This window comes from Bradyrhizobium sp. cir1, assembly GCF_014198245.1.
Classification (GTDB): domain Bacteria; phylum Pseudomonadota; class Alphaproteobacteria; order Rhizobiales; family Xanthobacteraceae; genus Bradyrhizobium.
Genome location: NZ_JACIHE010000011.1, coordinates 212,916 through 229,927 on the forward strand (window position 1 = coordinate 212,916; position 17,012 = coordinate 229,927).

The 17,012-nt window shown below is 63.2% G+C and carries 18 protein-coding genes and 2 pseudogenes; 6 read left to right on the forward strand and 14 right to left on the reverse strand.

Translation table 11 applies throughout. The features are described from left to right. Positions 1-25 precede the first annotated feature (25 nt). Genes accB through GGD63_RS23000 form a run of 5 tightly spaced genes read left to right on the forward strand, consistent with a single transcriptional unit; the run spans position 26 to position 3,882 of the window. A complete protein-coding gene (gene accB / locus GGD63_RS22980; RefSeq protein WP_183245419.1) occupies positions 26-496 on the forward strand; it encodes an acetyl-CoA carboxylase biotin carboxyl carrier protein in 471 nt (156 codons plus the stop codon). Beyond that, positions 496-1,851, forward strand: coding sequence for an acetyl-CoA carboxylase biotin carboxylase subunit (gene accC, locus GGD63_RS22985; RefSeq protein WP_183245420.1), 1,356 nt, complete (start codon positions 496-498; stop codon positions 1,849-1,851). Before accB ends, accC begins: the two co-directional genes overlap by 1 nt. After that, a complete protein-coding gene (pxpB, locus tag GGD63_RS22990; RefSeq protein WP_183245421.1) occupies positions 1,848-2,510 on the forward strand; it encodes a 5-oxoprolinase subunit PxpB in 663 nt (220 codons plus the stop codon). The genes accC and pxpB (GGD63_RS22990) overlap by 4 nt, the downstream gene beginning before the upstream one ends. Next, complete coding sequence (locus tag GGD63_RS22995) at positions 2,507-3,484, forward strand: biotin-dependent carboxyltransferase family protein (RefSeq protein ID WP_183245422.1); 978 nt, start codon at positions 2,507-2,509, stop codon at positions 3,482-3,484. Before pxpB (GGD63_RS22990) ends, GGD63_RS22995 begins: the two co-directional genes overlap by 4 nt. Then, positions 3,475-3,882 carry a biotin/lipoyl-containing protein gene (locus tag GGD63_RS23000; protein WP_183245423.1) on the forward strand — a complete coding sequence of 136 codons (408 nt, stop codon included), beginning with the start codon at positions 3,475-3,477 and terminating at the stop codon, positions 3,880-3,882. Before GGD63_RS22995 ends, GGD63_RS23000 begins: the two co-directional genes overlap by 10 nt. Here the strand turns inward: GGD63_RS23000 and GGD63_RS23005 are convergent. From GGD63_RS23005 to GGD63_RS23050, 10 genes are all read right to left on the reverse strand, one after another. After that, the gene (locus GGD63_RS23005) at positions 3,875-4,642 is read right to left on the reverse strand and encodes a LamB/YcsF family protein (RefSeq protein ID WP_183245424.1); all 768 of its coding nucleotides are present in this window, start codon (positions 4,640-4,642) and stop codon (positions 3,875-3,877) included. The genes GGD63_RS23000 and GGD63_RS23005 overlap by 8 nt on opposite strands. A 35-nt stretch (positions 4,643-4,677) precedes the next feature. Then, a complete protein-coding gene (locus tag GGD63_RS23010) occupies positions 4,678-5,649 on the reverse strand; it encodes a biotin-dependent carboxyltransferase family protein (RefSeq protein WP_183245425.1) in 972 nt (323 codons plus the stop codon). Further along, entirely contained in the window at positions 5,646-6,341 is a 696-nt protein-coding gene (gene pxpB, locus GGD63_RS23015) for a 5-oxoprolinase subunit PxpB (protein ID WP_183245426.1), read from the reverse strand. Before pxpB (GGD63_RS23015) ends, GGD63_RS23010 begins: the two co-directional genes overlap by 4 nt. A gap of 136 nt (positions 6,342-6,477) precedes the next feature. Beyond that, positions 6,478-7,572, reverse strand: coding sequence for an ABC transporter ATP-binding protein (locus GGD63_RS23020; RefSeq protein WP_183245427.1), 1,095 nt, complete (start codon positions 7,570-7,572; stop codon positions 6,478-6,480). Positions 7,573-7,726: 154 nt separating this feature from the next. Further along, on the reverse strand, positions 7,727-8,239 hold the full coding sequence (locus GGD63_RS23025; protein ID WP_183245428.1) for a hypothetical protein: 513 nt from the start codon (positions 8,237-8,239) through the stop codon (positions 7,727-7,729). 153 nt (positions 8,240-8,392) lie between these two features. Next, positions 8,393-9,457, reverse strand: coding sequence for an extracellular solute-binding protein (locus tag GGD63_RS23030; protein ID WP_246785605.1), 1,065 nt, complete (start codon positions 9,455-9,457; stop codon positions 8,393-8,395). Positions 9,458-9,485: 28 nt separating this feature from the next. Then, positions 9,486-10,289 carry an ABC transporter permease gene (locus tag GGD63_RS23035; RefSeq protein WP_183245430.1) on the reverse strand — a complete coding sequence of 268 codons (804 nt, stop codon included), beginning with the start codon at positions 10,287-10,289 and terminating at the stop codon, positions 9,486-9,488. Further along, on the reverse strand, positions 10,289-11,221 hold the full coding sequence (locus GGD63_RS23040) for an ABC transporter permease (RefSeq protein ID WP_183245431.1): 933 nt from the start codon (positions 11,219-11,221) through the stop codon (positions 10,289-10,291). Before GGD63_RS23040 ends, GGD63_RS23035 begins: the two co-directional genes overlap by 1 nt. Before the next feature lie 218 nt (positions 11,222-11,439). Beyond that, positions 11,440-12,642, reverse strand: coding sequence for a pyridoxal phosphate-dependent aminotransferase (locus GGD63_RS23045; RefSeq protein ID WP_183245432.1), 1,203 nt, complete (start codon positions 12,640-12,642; stop codon positions 11,440-11,442). After that, positions 12,635-13,438: an SDR family oxidoreductase gene (locus GGD63_RS23050; RefSeq protein WP_183245433.1), complete on the reverse strand. Its 804-nt coding sequence runs from the start codon at positions 13,436-13,438 to the stop codon at positions 12,635-12,637. Before GGD63_RS23050 ends, GGD63_RS23045 begins: the two co-directional genes overlap by 8 nt. A 257-nt stretch (positions 13,439-13,695) precedes the next feature. On the opposite strand from GGD63_RS23050, the gene GGD63_RS23055 reads away from it, so the two are divergent. Next, complete coding sequence (locus GGD63_RS23055; protein ID WP_183245434.1) at positions 13,696-14,388, forward strand: SDR family NAD(P)-dependent oxidoreductase; 693 nt, start codon at positions 13,696-13,698, stop codon at positions 14,386-14,388. Between the two features lie 19 nt (positions 14,389-14,407). Here the strand turns inward: GGD63_RS23055 and GGD63_RS40230 are convergent. From GGD63_RS40230 to GGD63_RS23070, 4 genes and pseudogenes are all read right to left on the reverse strand, one after another. Further along, positions 14,408-14,670, reverse strand: a pseudogene (locus GGD63_RS40230) (hypothetical protein); the annotation flags it as partial. Between the two features lie 77 nt (positions 14,671-14,747). Further along, positions 14,748-15,995, reverse strand: a complete 1,248-nt coding sequence (locus tag GGD63_RS23060) for a type II toxin-antitoxin system HipA family toxin (protein WP_183245435.1) — start codon at positions 15,993-15,995, stop codon at positions 14,748-14,750. Next, positions 15,992-16,291, reverse strand: coding sequence for a helix-turn-helix domain-containing protein (locus GGD63_RS23065; RefSeq protein WP_183245436.1), 300 nt, complete (start codon positions 16,289-16,291; stop codon positions 15,992-15,994). Before GGD63_RS23065 ends, GGD63_RS23060 begins: the two co-directional genes overlap by 4 nt. A 279-nt stretch (positions 16,292-16,570) precedes the next feature. After that, positions 16,571-16,828 (reverse strand): annotated as a pseudogene (locus tag GGD63_RS23070) (DUF932 domain-containing protein); the annotation flags it as partial. Positions 16,829-17,012: the final 184 nt, after the last annotated feature.

Below are 17,012 nucleotides of genomic sequence, written 5' to 3' on the forward strand. Positions count from 1 at the left end.
CATGCCGTCAACGCTGAGCGTGACTATGGACCTCGCCAAAATCGAACAGCTTGTGGATCTGGTTGCGCGCTCCTCGATCACGGAGCTGGACCTCACGCAGGATGGAACCCGCATCCGTATCCTGAAGCGCTCGCCGGCAGAAGCGCCGCCGGTCCCGGTGCAACCTGCACGCGGAGGCGCTGTCGAGGTTCCTGCTCTCAATCGCCAGGAGAGCCCTGCTCCCGCCCCAGAGGCGTCGGCTGCCGCCGATATCGTCGTGCCCGCGCCGATGCACGGCGTGTTCTACCGGTCTGCGGCGCCCGACGAGCCGCCGTTGGTCGAGGTCGGCGCAAAGATCGAGGCCGGGCAGAAGATCTGCATCATCGAGGCGATGAAGACCTTCATCGACATCGCCGCCGAGGCGCCCGGAATGGTGCTTGCGATCCTCGCCGAGAACGGAGACGAGATCGCAGCAGGACAAGCGCTGTTCCGGATCGGCCCTGCGGGTTCATCGTGATGTTCGACAAGGTCCTGATCGCCAATCGCGGCGAGATCGCGCTTCGCATCCAGCGCGCCTGCCGGGCCATGGGTCTCAAGACGGTCGTCATCCACTCGGTGGCGGACAGTGACGCACGCTATGTCGCGCTCGCCGACCAGGCGCTCTGCATCGGGCCGGCACCAGCGAGCAGCACCTATCTCAACGTGGCTGCAATCCTGCTCGCAGCCGAGGTCAGCGGCGCCCAGGCGATTCACCCGGGTTACGGATTTCTGTCGGAGCGTGCGGAGTTCGCCGAGCGGGTAGCAAACGCCGGCCTCACCTTCATCGGCCCTCCCGCGGACTGTATCCGCACCATGGGAGACAAGGTTGCGGCCAAGCGGGCGATGCGGCTGGCCGGCGTGCCTTGCGTGCCCGGGCCGGACGGCGCTCTGCCGGATGATCCGGCGGAGGTCCGCGCAATCGCGCGGGACATCGGCTATCCCGTCATCATCAAGGCTGCCGGCGGCGGCGGTGGCCGCGGCATGCGGATCATGCGCAGCGAAAGCGCGCTGGACGAGGCACTCGCGCTGACGCGCGCGGAGGCCAGCAAGGCCTTTGGCAACGCTGCAGTCTATATCGAGAAGTTTCTCGAAAGGCCCCGCCATATCGAGATCCAGGTGCTGTGCGATCAGCACGACAACCATCTCTGGCTCGGTGACCGCGACTGCTCGCTTCAGCGCAGGAACCAGAAGGTCGTCGAGGAGGCTCCCGCGCCAGGCATCGATCGCGCGTTGATCGGGCGGGTCGGTGCAAGTTGCGTCGAAGCCTGCCGGCGGATCGGCTATCGTGGCGCCGGCACGTTCGAGTTCCTCTACGAGGATGGACAATTCTTCTTCATCGAGATGAACACGCGCGTCCAGGTCGAGCATCCCGTCACGGAGATGACGACCGGGATCGACATCGTCAAGGAGCAGATCCGCATCGCACGTGGCGAGCAACTCGGGATCGCGCAAGGCGACATCGCGCGTGTCGGCCATGCCGTCGAATTCCGCATCAATGCCGAAGACCCCGTCAATTTTGCGCCCTCGCCCGGCACCGTGACACGCTGGGACGTGCCGGGGGGCATGGGCATCCGCGTCGATTCCCATATCGTGGCCGGCGCCACCGTTCCCCGTCACTATGACTCGCTGATCGGCAAACTGATCGCCCACGGCAGCACCCGCGACGAGGCCCTGGCGCGTGCACGCGTCGCCTTGTCCGAGTTGCGTGCCGAAGGCATCCGAACCAATGTACCGCTGCATCAGGCCATCCTGGCCGATCCCACCTTCTGCCGCGGCGGCTACGACATCCATCACCTCGAGCACTGGATGAATGCGAAGGTGGCCGCGCAATGACGGCGCCCGACCGCCCGCGGATCAGCCTGCTCGGCACATCGGCTCTCCTGTTCGAAGCGCCCGGCACGTTCGACCTGCCTCATCAGCGACGCATCTGGGCCTTGGCCGCGACGGCGTCGAAATGGCCAGATATCCGCGAGGCCATTCCCGGCATCACCAACCTAATGCTGACCTTCGAGACACCGCCTCGTCAGCTCGACGATCTGATCACCGCCCTCAATGAGAGCTGGGACTCCGTGGAGAGCCTCGCGATCGGCGGCCGCGAGATCAGGCTGCCCGTCACCTATGGCGGCGAGATCGGCTCCTCGCTCCGGTCCGTCGCCGACCATTGCGGCCTATCCATCGACGACGTCGTGTCGATCCACGCCGCGCCGCTCTACACGGTGTTCGCGCTGGGCAGCCATCCCGGCTATTGCTATCTCGGCGGCATGGACCCGCGCATCACCATGCCGCGGCGACAGACACCGCTGCAACGTTCCGCGGGCGGCTCGGTATCGATCGGTGGATCGCAGACCGGTGTCTCCGCCTCGCCCGGTCCCAGCGGCTGGCACGCCATCGGGCACACGAGCTGGAGGTTCTTCGATCCATCCTGGCCCACGCCGGCCGCGCTCGCGCCTGGCGATACGATCCGCTTCGAGATCAAGCAGGTGGTCCGTTGATCGAGATCCTGTCAGTCACGGGTCCCGCCAGCATCCAGGATCTCGGGCGCTTCGACCAGTATCGCTTTGGCGTAGGTACGTCGGGCGCGATGGATGATGTGGCACTGCGCGCCGGCAACATCCTGCTCGGCAATGACGAGAACGCCGCCGGCATTGAAATCCCGATGATGCCGTTCAGTCTCCGCTTCGGCCGGGACATGGCATTTGCGCTCACCGGCGCCGGCGTCGAGGCCGAGATCGCGGGACGTGCCGTCCCACCGTGGTGGCGTTCGCATGCGCGCGCCGCTGATATCTTGAACATCAAGGCGATGCCCCACGGCGCACGCCTCTATCTCGCCGTCAGCGGCGGCGTCGACGTGCCCATCGTGCTGGGCTCGCGCAGCACGCAGTTTCGCGGCGAGTTCGGCGGCTTGAACGGACGGCCGCTCCAGGTGGGCGACATCCTGCCCTGCGCCACATCTACTGCGACCATCGGCGAGCTCGGGGTCGAGCCGGCCGACATCACGCTGGCACGGCCGAACACTGCTGCGGACGAAACCATCGTCCGCGTTATCGTCGCCGGCGAATATGACGGGTTCGATGCCGACACGCAGGCGCTGTTCTGGTCCAGCAGCTGGAAGATCACGCCCCAAAGCAACCGCTACGGCTACCGACTGCAAGGCCCCGCGGTGAAGCCGAAGGCGCCGATCGAGAAGCGCTCGCACGGCATCGTCCCCGGCGTCATCCAGATCCCGCCCAACGGACAGCCGATCATCCAGATGCGCGACGCGCAGACATCAGGCGGTTATCCGAAGATCGCGACCGTGATCCGGGCCGATCTCTGGCGCCTCGGGCAGGCGCGCCTCGGCAGCAAGCTGCGGTTCGAGCAGACCGCCTACACCGACGCGCTTGCAGCCGAGGCCGAGATGTCGGCCTATCTCGAGCGGCTCAGGGCCAATGTGCGTCTTGTCGAGGAGACCAGAACATGCCGATAGAGATCACCGATATCGAGCGCCTGGCCCAGATCCTCGCAAGGTCCGGGGTCGACACGATCGAGATCGAGGAGCCGGGACTGACCCTGAAGCTCGTCGTCGACACGGCTGCCAGGATTGCGGCGCCTGCAACGCCGGCCGCCCCGACCACGGATCATTTCGTCACGGCGAAAGCCGATGTCGCCGGGCACTTCCTTGCAGCCCATCCCTGGCAGGACAAGCCGTTCGTCGCCCCCGGTGAGCGCATCGAGGCCGGTGCGATCGTCGGCCTGGTCAAGATCGGGCTGTTGTATGCACCCGTCGTTGCACCGACCGCCGGCACCGTCGATGCCGTGATCGGGGAGACCGGCGCCATGGTCGGCTACGGCACCCCGATCGTGCGGATCCGCCCGTTCAATTGAGCAAGACGGTTGCGGGCGTAACTTCGCCGCCGCCCTCTTCGATCACGCGGCGCACCGTGCCGGCAAGATGGACCGAGCCAGGCGTGTCGCTGTGGATCAGGATCGAACGCGCCTCGACCTTGATCGACTTGCCCTCGATGGTTTTCACCGTTCCGCTGTCCAGGAACCGCTTGACTCGCTCGGCGACCGCCTCGGGCGAGGTGATGACCGAGTTGGGAAGCTTGCGCGACACCAGATGGCCGTGCTCGTCATAGGCACGATCGGCGAGGAACAGAGTCAGGATGCGCAGGCCGACCTTGCGCGCGGCGCGCACGATCTCGGCGTCGGGCTGCGAGAACACGATGAAGTCGCGGTTGATGGTCCCGATCGCGCGGGCGACGACCTCAGCCATGTCGGGGTCCGCATTGACCATGTTGCCCATCGCGGCGTGGAAGCTGACATGGGTGACGCGGTGGCCGGCATTGGCGGCAATCGCCTGCAAGGCGCCGATCTGGTAGACCATGTGCTTCTCGAGTTCGGCGGCGTCCATCTGGATCACGCGGCGGCCAAATCCGAGCAGGTCGGGCAGGCCCGGATGGGCGCCGACCTCGACGCCCTTCTGCTTTGCGAGGCGCACCATGCGATCCATGATGATGGGATCGCCGGCGTGGAAGCCGCATGCGACGTTGGCGGACGAGATGATGCCCATCAGCGCCTCGTCGTCGCAGATGCGATAATTGCCGAAGCCTTCGCCCATGTCCGAATTGATGCCGATTTTCATGTTCGCACCCTGCTCTTGTTGTTGTTCACGTTCACTCAAAGCGCTCGGTAAAGCTCCGCGACAGCCCGCAAGCCGGCGAGATAATCGTTGACGGGCGCCATGGCCGCGACCGCGTCCTGGTAGCTCACCTCGCTGAAGGCGATGAACGATCCCGGCGTTGCCTGGCCGAGACGCCAGAGATCAGCCTGGATCACCGCCGCCATCTTGGGATAGCCGCCTGCCGTGTTGGCGTCGCTCATCTGGATGATCGGCTCGCCGGCGGGCGGCACCTGCACGACGCCGGCCACCACACCATGCGAGCGCAGCTCGACGGGCGTGTCCAATGTCAGCTTGCCGCCGGTGAGACGATAGCCGCTCCGGTCGCTGTGGGCGCTGATCTTCCATCGCGTCGACCAGAACGTCGCCTGCATCGCCTCCGAAAACAGGTCGTACTCGCCGGACCGCATGACGCGTATCCGCAGCACACGGTCGTCCGCTGGAGCGGCGTCTACGATCGCGACATCCGGCGGCGCAACGCCGAAGTCGAAACGGCCGGCAACTTCGCGTCTTCCGACCAGAATGACATCGCCCGCCTGCAAGGGTCGTCCCTCAAGCCCACCGAATCCGGCGCGCAGATGCGTGCTGCGCGAGCCCAGCACGCGGGGAACGTCGATACCGCCTGCGAACGTCGCGTAGACCCGCGCACCGCGCCGCGGCGCCTCGATCCCGAGGATATCGCCGGCCCCCGCCCGCTTGCACCACCAGGGACGAACCGGTGATCCGGCCAGCGTCGTAGCGTGATCGGCGCCCGTCAGCGCAAATGCGGCATCGGCCTGGAAACGCAGGCGGAACGGAAAGGTCTGGATCTCGATGCCGGCCGCATCGTCGTCATTGCCGAGCAGCGCATTTCCGGCAGCCAGCGCGACGGGATCCATCGCGCCTGATGTGCTCACGCCGAAACGGCGCGCGCCGTGGCGACCGAGATCCTGGATCGTGTTGAAGGCCGCGCTGGTGAGGATCTCGATCACAGCTCGATCCGATCGATCCTGAATCTGACACGATCCCCCGGAAGCATCAGGGACGGTTGCTCGCGCAAGGCATCGAACATCACGACCGAGGCCCAGCCGATCGCGTTCCATCCATTCGGGCTCGTCAACGCCGCGACACCGGTCTGCATCCCACCAATCGTGACTGAGCCGGCGCGCATGTTGAGCGAGGGCACCGATTTGCGCGGCATGTGAATGCGCGGGTCGAGGCCGTGAAGGTAGCCAAATCCCGGCGAGCTCGCGACGGCGCAGACGGTGTAGTCGCCTTCGCTGTGAATCCTGATGATGTCGCGCGCGGACAATCCAGTGTGCTTCGCGACCGCCGGCAGGTCGAAGCCGAGCTCGCCGCCATAGATCACGGGAATTTCAATGATCTTGCCGTCGGCTTTGCGGCTCGCCACGCGATGCCACAGTTCGACGATCGAGGCGCCGAGCATGCCGATATCCGCTGGCGGCTCGTCGAACACGAGCATCACATTGGTGACGCCAATGACGGCCTCCTGGACGTTGGGCCAGCACGACAAAGCATCCGCGAGCGCCCAGATGCGCCCCTGTTGAACCAGGTCAAAGTCACCCGGCGCCTCGACCAGCATTGCAAGCGTGCCGATCAGGCTGATCTTCGGACTTTTCTCGATCGTACCGACGAGCGGAGCGCTGGGCTGATTAATCGACAAGAGGGCCTCGCTGGTCCAACGCGCGTGGCGTCGTCACCTCAAATCTAGCCAGGCAGCAGCAGCCGATCCAAGACGATGTTCGTCTGCGGGCATAAGGGATGTCGATTGCCCGCATCCGCAGCTCTCGTTCCAGGCCTCAGTGACGGGCAATGACGTGATTGCTCGGAGCCTCCCATCGCGCGACCACCTCCTCGCCCACCGCGTATCGAAGCCCGGCCTGTTGCGACTGATTCTGCTCGAACACGATGATCTGCCCGCCGCTCGGTGTCTTGAGGTAGTAGTGACTGACGAAGCCGCGATAGATCGCCTGATCGACGCGCGCCGTCACGCTGTTCGCGCGTTGCGCGGCCGGGGCCTGGCCTGCCCTTTCCACGACGATGGCCTCGGGTCTGATCGAGACCATCACGTCACTCGCAGACGATGGAAGCTGGCCCACCTGAAGACTCAATTCCGGCGAGACGCGAATGACCACACCGTTTCCGTTGCGCTGCTCGATGGGCCCTTCAAACAGGTTTGAGGCACCGATGAACTGCGCGACGAATTTCGAAGCCGGACGCTGGTAGATCTCCGTCGCCGAGCCGACCTGCTCCAGCTTGCCGTCGCGCATCACCACGATCTTGTCGGCCATGGTCAGGGCCTCGTCCTGGTCGTGGGTCACCATGACGGTGGTCAGGCCGAGCCTGCGCTGAAGCGCGCGCAGCTCGACCTGCATGCTCTCGCGAAGCCCCTTGTCGAGCGCGCCGAGCGGCTCGTCGAGCAGAAGCATCGCCGGCTCGATCACGAGGGCCCGCCCCAATGCGACGCGCTGCTGCTGACCGCCGGAGAGCTGCGCCGGATAACGCTTCCCGAAGCTGGCGAGCTGCACGAGGCTGAGCGCCTCGGCCACCTTCCTTGCAGCATCGGCCCTGGATATGCCGCGCATCTCGAGGCCGAAGGCGATGTTCTCCTCGACGGTCAGATGAGGAAACAGCGCATAGTTCTGGAACAGCATTCCGACGTTGCGGCGATGCACGGGAACGCCCGTCATCCGCTTGTCGTTGACGAAGACGTCGCCGGATGTCGGGCGAATCAATCCCGCGATCATGCGAAGGCAGGTCGTCTTGCCGCATCCGCTCGGACCGAGCAGCGCCACCATGTGGCCCGGCTCGATCGTGAGCGACACATCGTCGACCGCAACGGTGCGGTTGTATTCCTTGCTGAGGCGATCAAGCCTGACTTCGGAAGACCTCATGGCAGCCTTTCCTAGGGTGTGTACTCATAAATCGCGATGGCGCGGATCAGAGCGCCTTTGCCTGCTTTGCCCTTAACACCAGTGCGAAGCGGACGTCGCCCGCTCTGAGCCGAGCAAAAGGCGACGTTGCTCCGCTCACCTCGGTAGTTTCGGCTCAAGAATCAAGAGCGTCATTCACTGGAGGCCTTTTTATCGGTGCTCGAAGTCGAACTACAATTTCGACCATTCGTTCACCGTCGTTAGCGATGGTATTGAGAGTTCGCCGGACTTCTTCAAGATCCGGTGGTTGAGCGCTCAGCCAGCTTAACCCTGCCTCCGCATTCATGATCGTCGCTGTGAGAGCGTTGACGACAGCACTATGGGTGCCCACGAAATCCGCTGAGGTCTGCAATGGAGCTTCGCCGTTCGCACCACCCGGATTTTCCTTTGGTTGGCTGGAACGGGTGCGATGCACTTTGCGACGTCTTACACGCTGAACAGCGTATATCGCCTTGCGGATCACGTCGAGTACGAGCTCGGGCCGGACCAGCTTGAGGACGCGGCTGCCGTCGGTCTCGAAGACAGTCGTGCCCATGGGTTTTGCGACGAAACCTTGAAGCTCCGGTTGGAGGGGACTGTTGTCCTTGTCGGCCACGACGTACCAGCTCGGCTTCGACTTCCAGGACATCGCACGCTCCTCTAGGGGTTATGAGAATGCTTCGGCGCTGTCGGCCGGGAGGAGCCGCTCTAACGTCGATGCGGCGAGCCAAGTTCTCCCAGCCACTTCTTTGTGAGTATGTGCTCATATGCTCAGTCATCTGCGTTTTTATGAGTAGACGCCCTAGCTCGTGAATACCTGATTATAGCGCTCCAGCCAGGGGCCGCGGCGCGGAACGATGAACTTCCAATCCGGCGTGAACAGCCCGAGATCGGTTGCCTTGGTGTCGGGATAGGCCAGGAACTTGGCCGTCTCCGGCTTGAAGTCGATCCCGCCCACCGAGGGCGCGCTAAGGGTCTGCTCGGACAGCATCTTGGCCACCGAAGGCTCCAGAATGCGGTTGATCAGCGCACAGGCAAGCTCGGGCTCGGGCGCATTCTTGACCAGCGTCATGCTGTTGATGCCGGTGAACGCGCCTTCCTTGGGGAAGGTCATGTCGATCGGCATGCCCTTGGCTGTATGCGGATAGATCGCTTTGGAATATTCGATGCCGCCGATCGTCGCCTGGCCCTGGGCCACCTGGAGCACCTGGGCCTCGCTGTCGTAGATCGTCAGGACGTTGGGCTTGAGGGTGGCGAGCTTGTCCCAGCCGCTGTCGACGAGGTATTGCGCCTCCTTGAGGGGCTTGCCCGTCACGAGCGCGGTCGCCACGATGAGCATCAGAACGCTCTGGGTGTTCTTGGGCGTGTTCAAGAGGATCTGCTTGCGATACTTCGCATCGAAGATCTGCTCATAGCTCTCGAGCGGCTTCGTCACCTGCGGATTGATGAACATGGCTGCGCTCGAGATCGAGAAGCCGACGCCATAATCCTCCTCGAAGAGATAGCGGGGATAGACCTTCGCGAGATTGGGAATCTTGGCTGCGTCGAGCTTGTCGATCAGCCCTTCCTGCTTGGCCTGGGGGATGCCGACGTCGTCCATCATCATCATGCTGAAGCGCGGCGTGTCGCGGGTCGCGCGGAGCGCGGCGATGTTGGAGAGCGTGGCGCCTTCGATCGTGAAGACGCGGCACTTGAACTCGGCCTCGAACTTGGGAATGACCTCCTTCTGGATCAGCTTGCCCAGCGCGGAATTGTAGACGCCGACATGCAGCTGCTTGGCGGCCTGCGCCCACGACCGGCTGATGATGGTCGGGAAGGCAATCGCAGATGCACCGGCCTGAATGAGAGTCCTACGCGTCAGCTTCATGGGTTCAATCTCCATCTACCAATGCACATCAGGCGGCCAGCGCGCGGCGAAGGCCGACCAGTTTCTCGAGCACCAGCACGCCGAGCATCGCCATCAGGATGATGATCGTCGACATCGCCGGCACGGAGGGGTCGAAGACGTTGACCAGTTGCCGCATCAGGACGAGCGGCACGGGCGAATATTCGGAGTTCGCCAGCCACATGGTGACGGGGTAATTGTCGAAGGACACCATGAAGGCGAACAGCCCGCCGGCCGCAACGCCGGAGGCGATCTGCGGCAGTGTCACGCGCCAGAAGGTCCGCAACCGGTTGGCGCCGAGCGTGCGTGCGGCATCTTCCAAATTCTCGTCCACCAGCTGAAGGCTGGTGACAACGGTGCGAATGACATAGGGCGACGTCACCACCACGTGCCCGATCAAGAGATTGAGCCGCGCATCCTGGGAGCCGAGCTTGGTCAGCACCTGGAGCAGCGCAAGGCCCGTGACCAACGCCGGGAAGATAAGCGGCGACAGCAGGAACCCCTTGATTGCGGCGAGGCCGAAGAACCTGCCGCGCACCAGCGCGAAGGCCGCCGGCACACCGAGCAGGAGCGATCCCGCCGTGGTGCCGAGCGCGAGCAGGATGCTCAACCTCATCGCCTCGAGGAAGTCACGGTCCTGGAGAACCTTGGCGTACCATTTCAGCGTGAAACCTTGCGGCGGAAACGTCACGAAATAGGAATCGGAGACCGACACGGCCATGACCAGGAGCAGCGGCGCCAGGATGAACAGCATCATGCCTGTCGTGATGCTGTAGAGGATGAAGGCGCCGAAGCCGGAGAATCGCTCGTCCATCACTCGGGCCTCCTGAGACGACGGCCTTCCAGAAGCCACATCGAGACGCCATTCACCGCAAGGACGAGGCCGACGAGAACGACGGCGATGGCCGCACCGAACGGCCAGTCGTAGACGACGAAGATCTGCTGCTCGATCAGATTGCCGAGCATGATCGCCGAGGCGCCGCCCAGGATCGCCGGAATGACGAACGATCCGGCGGTGAGCGAGAAGACCAGCGTGAATCCGGCCACGAAGCCGGGCATGCTGAGCGGCAGCGTCACCCGGAGGAACACCTTCCACCAGGGCGCACCCAACATGCGGGCCGCATCTTCGAGATTGGGATCGATCTTGCCGAGCGCCGAGGCCAGCGGCAGCACCATCATCGGGAAGAACACGTGCAGCGACCCGATGACGACGGCCGCCTCGGTGTAAAGGACCGATATCGGTGCATCGACGATATGCAGCGTCATCAGGATCCAGTTCAGCATGCCCTTCGGACCGTTCTGAAGCACCAGCTGCCAGCCGTAGCCGCGAACGACGACGCTGACGATCAGCGGCGCAATGACGATCAGCGTGATGATCCGCGTGACCATCGGGCGACTCTTCACCATCACCAGCGCGACCGGATAGGCGAGCACCGTCGCCAGCGCCGAGGTGATGATGCTGATCCGCAACGTGGTCCAAAGCACGCGTGCGTAGAGCTCGACATTGACGAGGCGCGCGTAGTGCGCGAGCGTGAACGGGCGGCCGATAATGCCGCGGCTGTCCTGCGTCTGGATGCTTGAAAGCAACAGTACCAGCGCCGGATAGAAGAAGAAATACATCAGGAATGCCAGCATCGGGATGGCCAGGAGCCCGACCGGCAGCGCCAGGCGCCAGCCCGGTCCCCGCCGGGCCGCCGGTGGAGCTTCAACGCTCAAAACCGCCACCGCATTGTCGCTGGTGGTCATCGCTGGCCGTCCTCGACTGCGCGATACCAAGGCAATACCCCTCTTTGCACAAAGCTTATGCGCCGGCATCCTACAGGACCAAGAACATCTTCGTTTAGGGGCATTAGGAAGGATTATGACAATTGGTGCGGCATACTGCTCCGATCTTGACCGATAAATGCCGCTCGCTGCGGCTTTTGTTCTCCGCCGGGGGCCAAGCCCCCTGACATATCGACGCGTCAGCGCAGGCTTTCGCAGAAGCTCGCGATGCGCCGGCATCCCTCTTTAAGGGACTCGGTGTCCGTCGCGTAGGAAATGCGGAAATAAGGGCTCATGCCGTAGGCGCCGCCGGGCACGGCTGCGACATGCTGTTCCTCCAAGAGCGCCGAGATGAAGTCGGCATCGGTGTCCAGCCGGCGACCGCCCTTGGTGGTCTTGCCGATGCTACCGGCGATGTTCGGAAACACGTAGAACGCCCCCTGCGGCTTGTGGCAGGTGATTCCTGGAATCTGGTTGAGCAGCCCGACCACCAGATCGCGCCGGTTGCGATAGATGTCCGCACGCTCCTTCAGGAAGTCCTGCGGGCCGTCCAGCACCGCGACCGCCGCCGCTTGGCTCAACGTGCAGATTCCGCCGGTCGCCTGACCGTGGACGTTGTTCATCGCAGCAATAAGGTCCCTCGGCCCGCCGCAATAACCGACCCGCCAGCCCGTCATGGCGTAGGCCTTGGAGGCGCCGTTTACGGTCACCACGCGGTTCTTCAACCTCGGCTCGACCTCCGCGATGGTGCAGAACTCGAATCCGTCATAGGTGAGATGCTCGTAGATGTCGTCGGTGAGAATCCAGACGTTAGGATGCTTCAACATGACATCCGCGATCGCCCGCATCTCGGCCCGCGAGCAGGCCGCGCCGGTCGGATTGTTGGGAAAGTTCAGGATCAGCCACTTCGTCCTTGGCGTGATCGCAGCCTCCAGGTCCGCCGGGCGGAGCTTGAACTGGTTGTTCTCCGGACAGGGCACGGCGACCGGCGTCGCCTCCGCGAGCTGGACGATGTCCGCATAGGTGATCCAGCCCGGTGCCGGAATGACGACCTCATCGCCCGGGTTGCAGGTCGCGAACAGCGCGTTGAAGATGATCTGCTTGCCGCCGTTGGCGATCAGGATCTCGTCGAAGGCATAGTCGAGATTGTTCTCCCGCTTGAACTTACGCTGCACTGCGGTCCTCAGCGCGACCGAACCCGGCTGCGCGGGATATTTGGTGTCGCCACGCAGCGCCGCCTTGTGCGCGGCCTCGATCGCGTGCGGCGGCGTCGGAAAGTCCGGCTCCCCGGACGACAGGCCTACAATCTTGACGCCTGCGTCCCGGAGCTCGCGCGCCTTGTCCGTCATCGCCGCCGAGGCGGACACCTTCACGGTCTTCAGGCGGTTTGCAAGTTCAGGCATTGTCAGCTCCACTTCTCATGTCTTTCAAATGTGCGGCCTGGGTTCGGCTCGCAAATCGCAGTTCACCAACGACCTGGAACGTGGGAACGACCTCGATCATCGCCACGTTCATCCGCGCCGACGCCCTTACGGCGAATGCAATGGCATCCGCGATGTCGTCGGATAGGAGCGTCTCGAAGCCACCGACGAAGCGGGCATCCGGGTTGTCGGCGGCATCCTGGTTCTGGAAGATGCTCGTCGCCACGCGGCCGGGCGAGATCTCGGTCACGCGAACGCAGGTGCCGTAGAGATCGACACGCAATTGCTGCGACAGCGAATGAATGCCCGCCTTGGTGGCGTGATAGGCCACGGAGGAATTGAATGTCGTTGTGTTCTCGCCGAAGGCGTAATGGCCGGCGATCGAGGAGACGTTGACCACGTGGCCCCGGTTGCGCCTCGCCATGCCTGGTGCGATCAGCCGCGTCAGATGCAGAACCGCGCTCAGATTGACGTCGACCAGGGTGTCGACATCATCCGCCGCCGTATCCAGGATATTGCTGCGCCGCGACTGACCGGCATTGTTGACGAGAACATCGAATTCGGCCGCGCCCGCAAGCCGCGTTAGGGCCGCGAGATCGTTGACATCGACTTCGCAGATGCGGCATCCGGTCTCTGCCGATAGGCTCGCCAACCGCCTGGCGTCGCGCGCCAGCGCGTGAACCTCAAGCCCCTCGGCGCGGAGGCGCCGAACCGTCGCAGCCCCGATACCGGAGGATGCGCCCGTCACCAACGCCGTTCGATAGTCCGAAAATCCCATCCGCAGGGCTCTTTTGCAGGTAGCCAATTTTTCAAGCAGCCACGGCGGCGGGAAAATTACGGGCATGCGCCGATGCGGGCATACAGCGGATTTGTTCTGCCCTCATAAGGACATCCAATATCCCGACCGGATGGTGCCGGCCCGCGGGCCATAAGCACGCCCGATGCCGGCAGAGTGAATTTCTCTTACTCGCCATCCGCCGCTCGGCCTTACATTTCGCGATGCCCCCTGGCTCACCAAAAGGAGACGGACTTAAGATGTTGGAGGTCGGCAATCGGATCGTCATGGTCTCGGGGGCGTCGCGCGGCATCGGACGCGCCGTCGTCGACCGGCTGTTGTCATCGGGCTTCCGGGTCTCGGCAGGGCTTCGCGACCCGAGCCGCCTTACCGAGAGCGATCGGCTCATGACGCATCACTACAACGCGGATGACGCCGGCAGTCCGATCTCTTGGGTCAACGCGACGGTCGCACGATGGGGCTGCGTCGACGCCCTCGTCAATGCTGCCGGCATAAATCCGAAGGTTCGTGTCTGCGACGAAGGCGAGAGCGAGCTCGACCACATGTGGCGCGTCAACGTCAAGGGTCCCCTGCGCCTCGTCAGAGCCGTTCTGCCGCATCTAGCCGCCTGCGGTCATGGACGGGTCGTCAATCTCGGATCCCTCTCCGGCAAGCGCGTGGGCAGCAATGTCGGCTACGCCATGACCAAATTCGCGGTGGTCGCGCTGACCCACGGCATCCGCCGGGAGGGACGCGCGGCCGGCATTCGAGCGACAGTGATCTGCCCGGGTTACGTGGCCACCGACATGACGCTGAATGACGACGAGATCCCGCGCCACGAGATGAGCCAGCCAGACGACATCGCCCGCCTGGTTGAGACCGCGCTCATGCTGCCGAACAACGCCTCGGTTTCCGAGATGCTGGTGCACTGCCAGTTCGAGCCGACGCTGTAGGCCCGAACTTGCGCGCCGGAGCGGTGAACACTACGCGGCCGCGTTCCTGCAATCTGGCGAAGGCGTCGCGCGAGGCTAAAGCTTCGGGCAAGTAATTTGCGCCTGACATCGTCACCAGCCGGCAGCCATCGGCAAGGCGCGCTAAGGTCGACGCGATATGCCGATACGTTGTGTCGGCCATGCGGCCAGAAAAGTTCGCCATCGCCGAACAAAGGCGGGTTCAAGCACAACGCTCAGCACCACGGCGGGATCGAGGTGATCATCGATTTGGGCAGCGTCGGCCTTCTCGGCGCCGATCTTCTTGCCGCTCCCAAACCCAGCAATGCTCGCGAACCCGAAGGGCAAAAGAGATTTGAGACTTAGCTCGGATCCAGAACCAGGCTCATCTCGCGGATTTTTGCATCGATCTTTTCCAGGACAGCCGTCGGAACAACATCCCGCTCAGGAAGGCTCCACCAAAGATCGTTCACCGATGAAACGACTTGCTTGACGGCCGAGATGACCGCGGGATCCGGTAGCCGCGCCCGGTTGGCAAACTTCCGCCAACGATCCGGAGTAAGCGCCTTGAAGGACTTCTCGCCCCCCAATGACAGCGCCATGTCGTCTTTTGGAAAATAGGCGGTGGTCGACAGCACGTCGTACACTGGGGCGATGGCCGGAGTGCAACCGTCGCCCGGATAGATCGTGGACCAATTTTTCAAGTGCATGTCTCCGTTCCCGACAAGCGCGGCAAGAGCCAGGCGGCGAACAAAATCGAGTGCGGCATCTGTCGACACCGCGACGTTCAGTGCGGAGGCGATATCGTGGTATGAAGCGTCATCGTACTTCTTGGATGGTTGCCGGCCGAATACCTGGGCAAAGTCTTCGATATGTATCCGCCTGCCTTCGGGGCCCCTATCGAAACGCTTCACCAACAAGACTTTACCGGTCGAGAGGGTATTGAACTCTTCAGGTATTTCCTCGAAATCGGATTTTTCAACAAGCTCTCGTTGAGGCACATCCATACCGAGGGCCTCCGAGAGCGCCAGGATGGCGAACTCATTTTCCGACAATCCGACAAGATTGGTTGAAGGGAATTTCGCAATGTACTGCCCCTGCTCGTCGCCGATGGACAAGGTCAGACCGCCTGCCCTGCCCGTGCTCTTCATCACCGAGAGCTTCATCTGAACTCCGGCCAGAGAAAAGCGAGCTTTGATCGCATGCAAATCGTCTTGAGCAGCTCTCGTGCTGGTGCCGTCGCTGGGCACGACGCGCACGGCGCCCGGCAAGTCCGTGCCAAGCGCCGCCAGCAGGTCGAAATCGTTGCCCGGCCTCACCGCTCCTGCGTGGTGCTTCTCCATTGCCTCGCGGAGCCTGTCCTCAGGCAACATGTTCGCGAAGAACGCCGGCAAGACGTGCGCCACGGGCTTCGGATCTTTGCGGAGGCCGCCATCGGCGGAGCGCAACGAAAGGCTCAAGATCGGAGGCCTTGCCATGGCTCGATAGGCCGGATCGAGGCTGAAGGCGTTGAAATCGCCTGGCGTGCGTACGAGCGTTCCGACCTTGAGCTCTTGAAGGAACACGTCGAGGGACTGGATGGTTTTGGAGGCGCGGACCTGGACACTCATTCATCATCCTCATCGGTGGTGAATGCCGGCCGGTCCTCGTCGTCGGAAGGACGAAGCAGAGCATTGACGCCAGGGACCATTGCTTGTGGGATCAGCATCAACTCTATACCCAGCGCGCGCGCGACGTTTATCAGGGTAGTGGCGCGCGCGGCGGCCGCGCCTTGCTCGATATCGCGGTAACGAGGCCTGGAAATCCCTGCGCGTTCAGCCACCTGCTCTTGAGTCAGACCCGCTTGTTTCCTGGCATCCCGGAGGAGCCGTCCTAGCCGGAAGGTGGTCTGTGAACCGCGTTCCATGAGCTGTACTCGTATCTTTTATCCAAATAAAGATACGTATACATATCTTGCGAGGTAACCGGCGTCAAGCGACATGTTCCGTTTACGTATCATATCCAAAGCAAAAGATCCATAAACGTATCATTAATATGGGCCATGCATGGGGAGACCCGCAAGACCGCGGCAGCTTCCGGTAATTCATCGCAACGGTCGGCGGCGATTACTCGCGCTATCCTAAACGTAGCAGTCGATCCTAGAGGCCGAAACACCACGTGCCTCAAGCAGATCGTGCAGCTCCCAACCCGGCAGCCTCAGGGCCAAGCGTTCGAAGTCGGCGCGGCTTGCTTCCACATGTATGCGTGCGGTTTCGACCACGCGCGTGCGGCTTCGCCGCGTGCGGTCACGCACCGTTCGGGCGAGTTCGCATGAGTGACAGATAGCGCTCATCTGAGGGTCGGGAAACCACTCGGAGGATAGCCGACCGACGCGCGCGCCGCGGCTCACATCCACTCTGTAACCGCCACCGTCGCGGCGGCCATCAAGGACCTTCGTATTCATGGGAGGCAATCTCCATGACGGCGCCAGAAGGCTCTCCTCCGACCATCAACCCGTCATGGCCAGCGCATCGCCGATCGCTGACGCTCACGAAATTTCCGCTCCCACCGCAGCTTTCGTCAGGGATGAACGCCCGAAAGGGTGAAAACCCGGCGCAGCTTGGGGTTTCAGCGCCAGCCGACAGCCC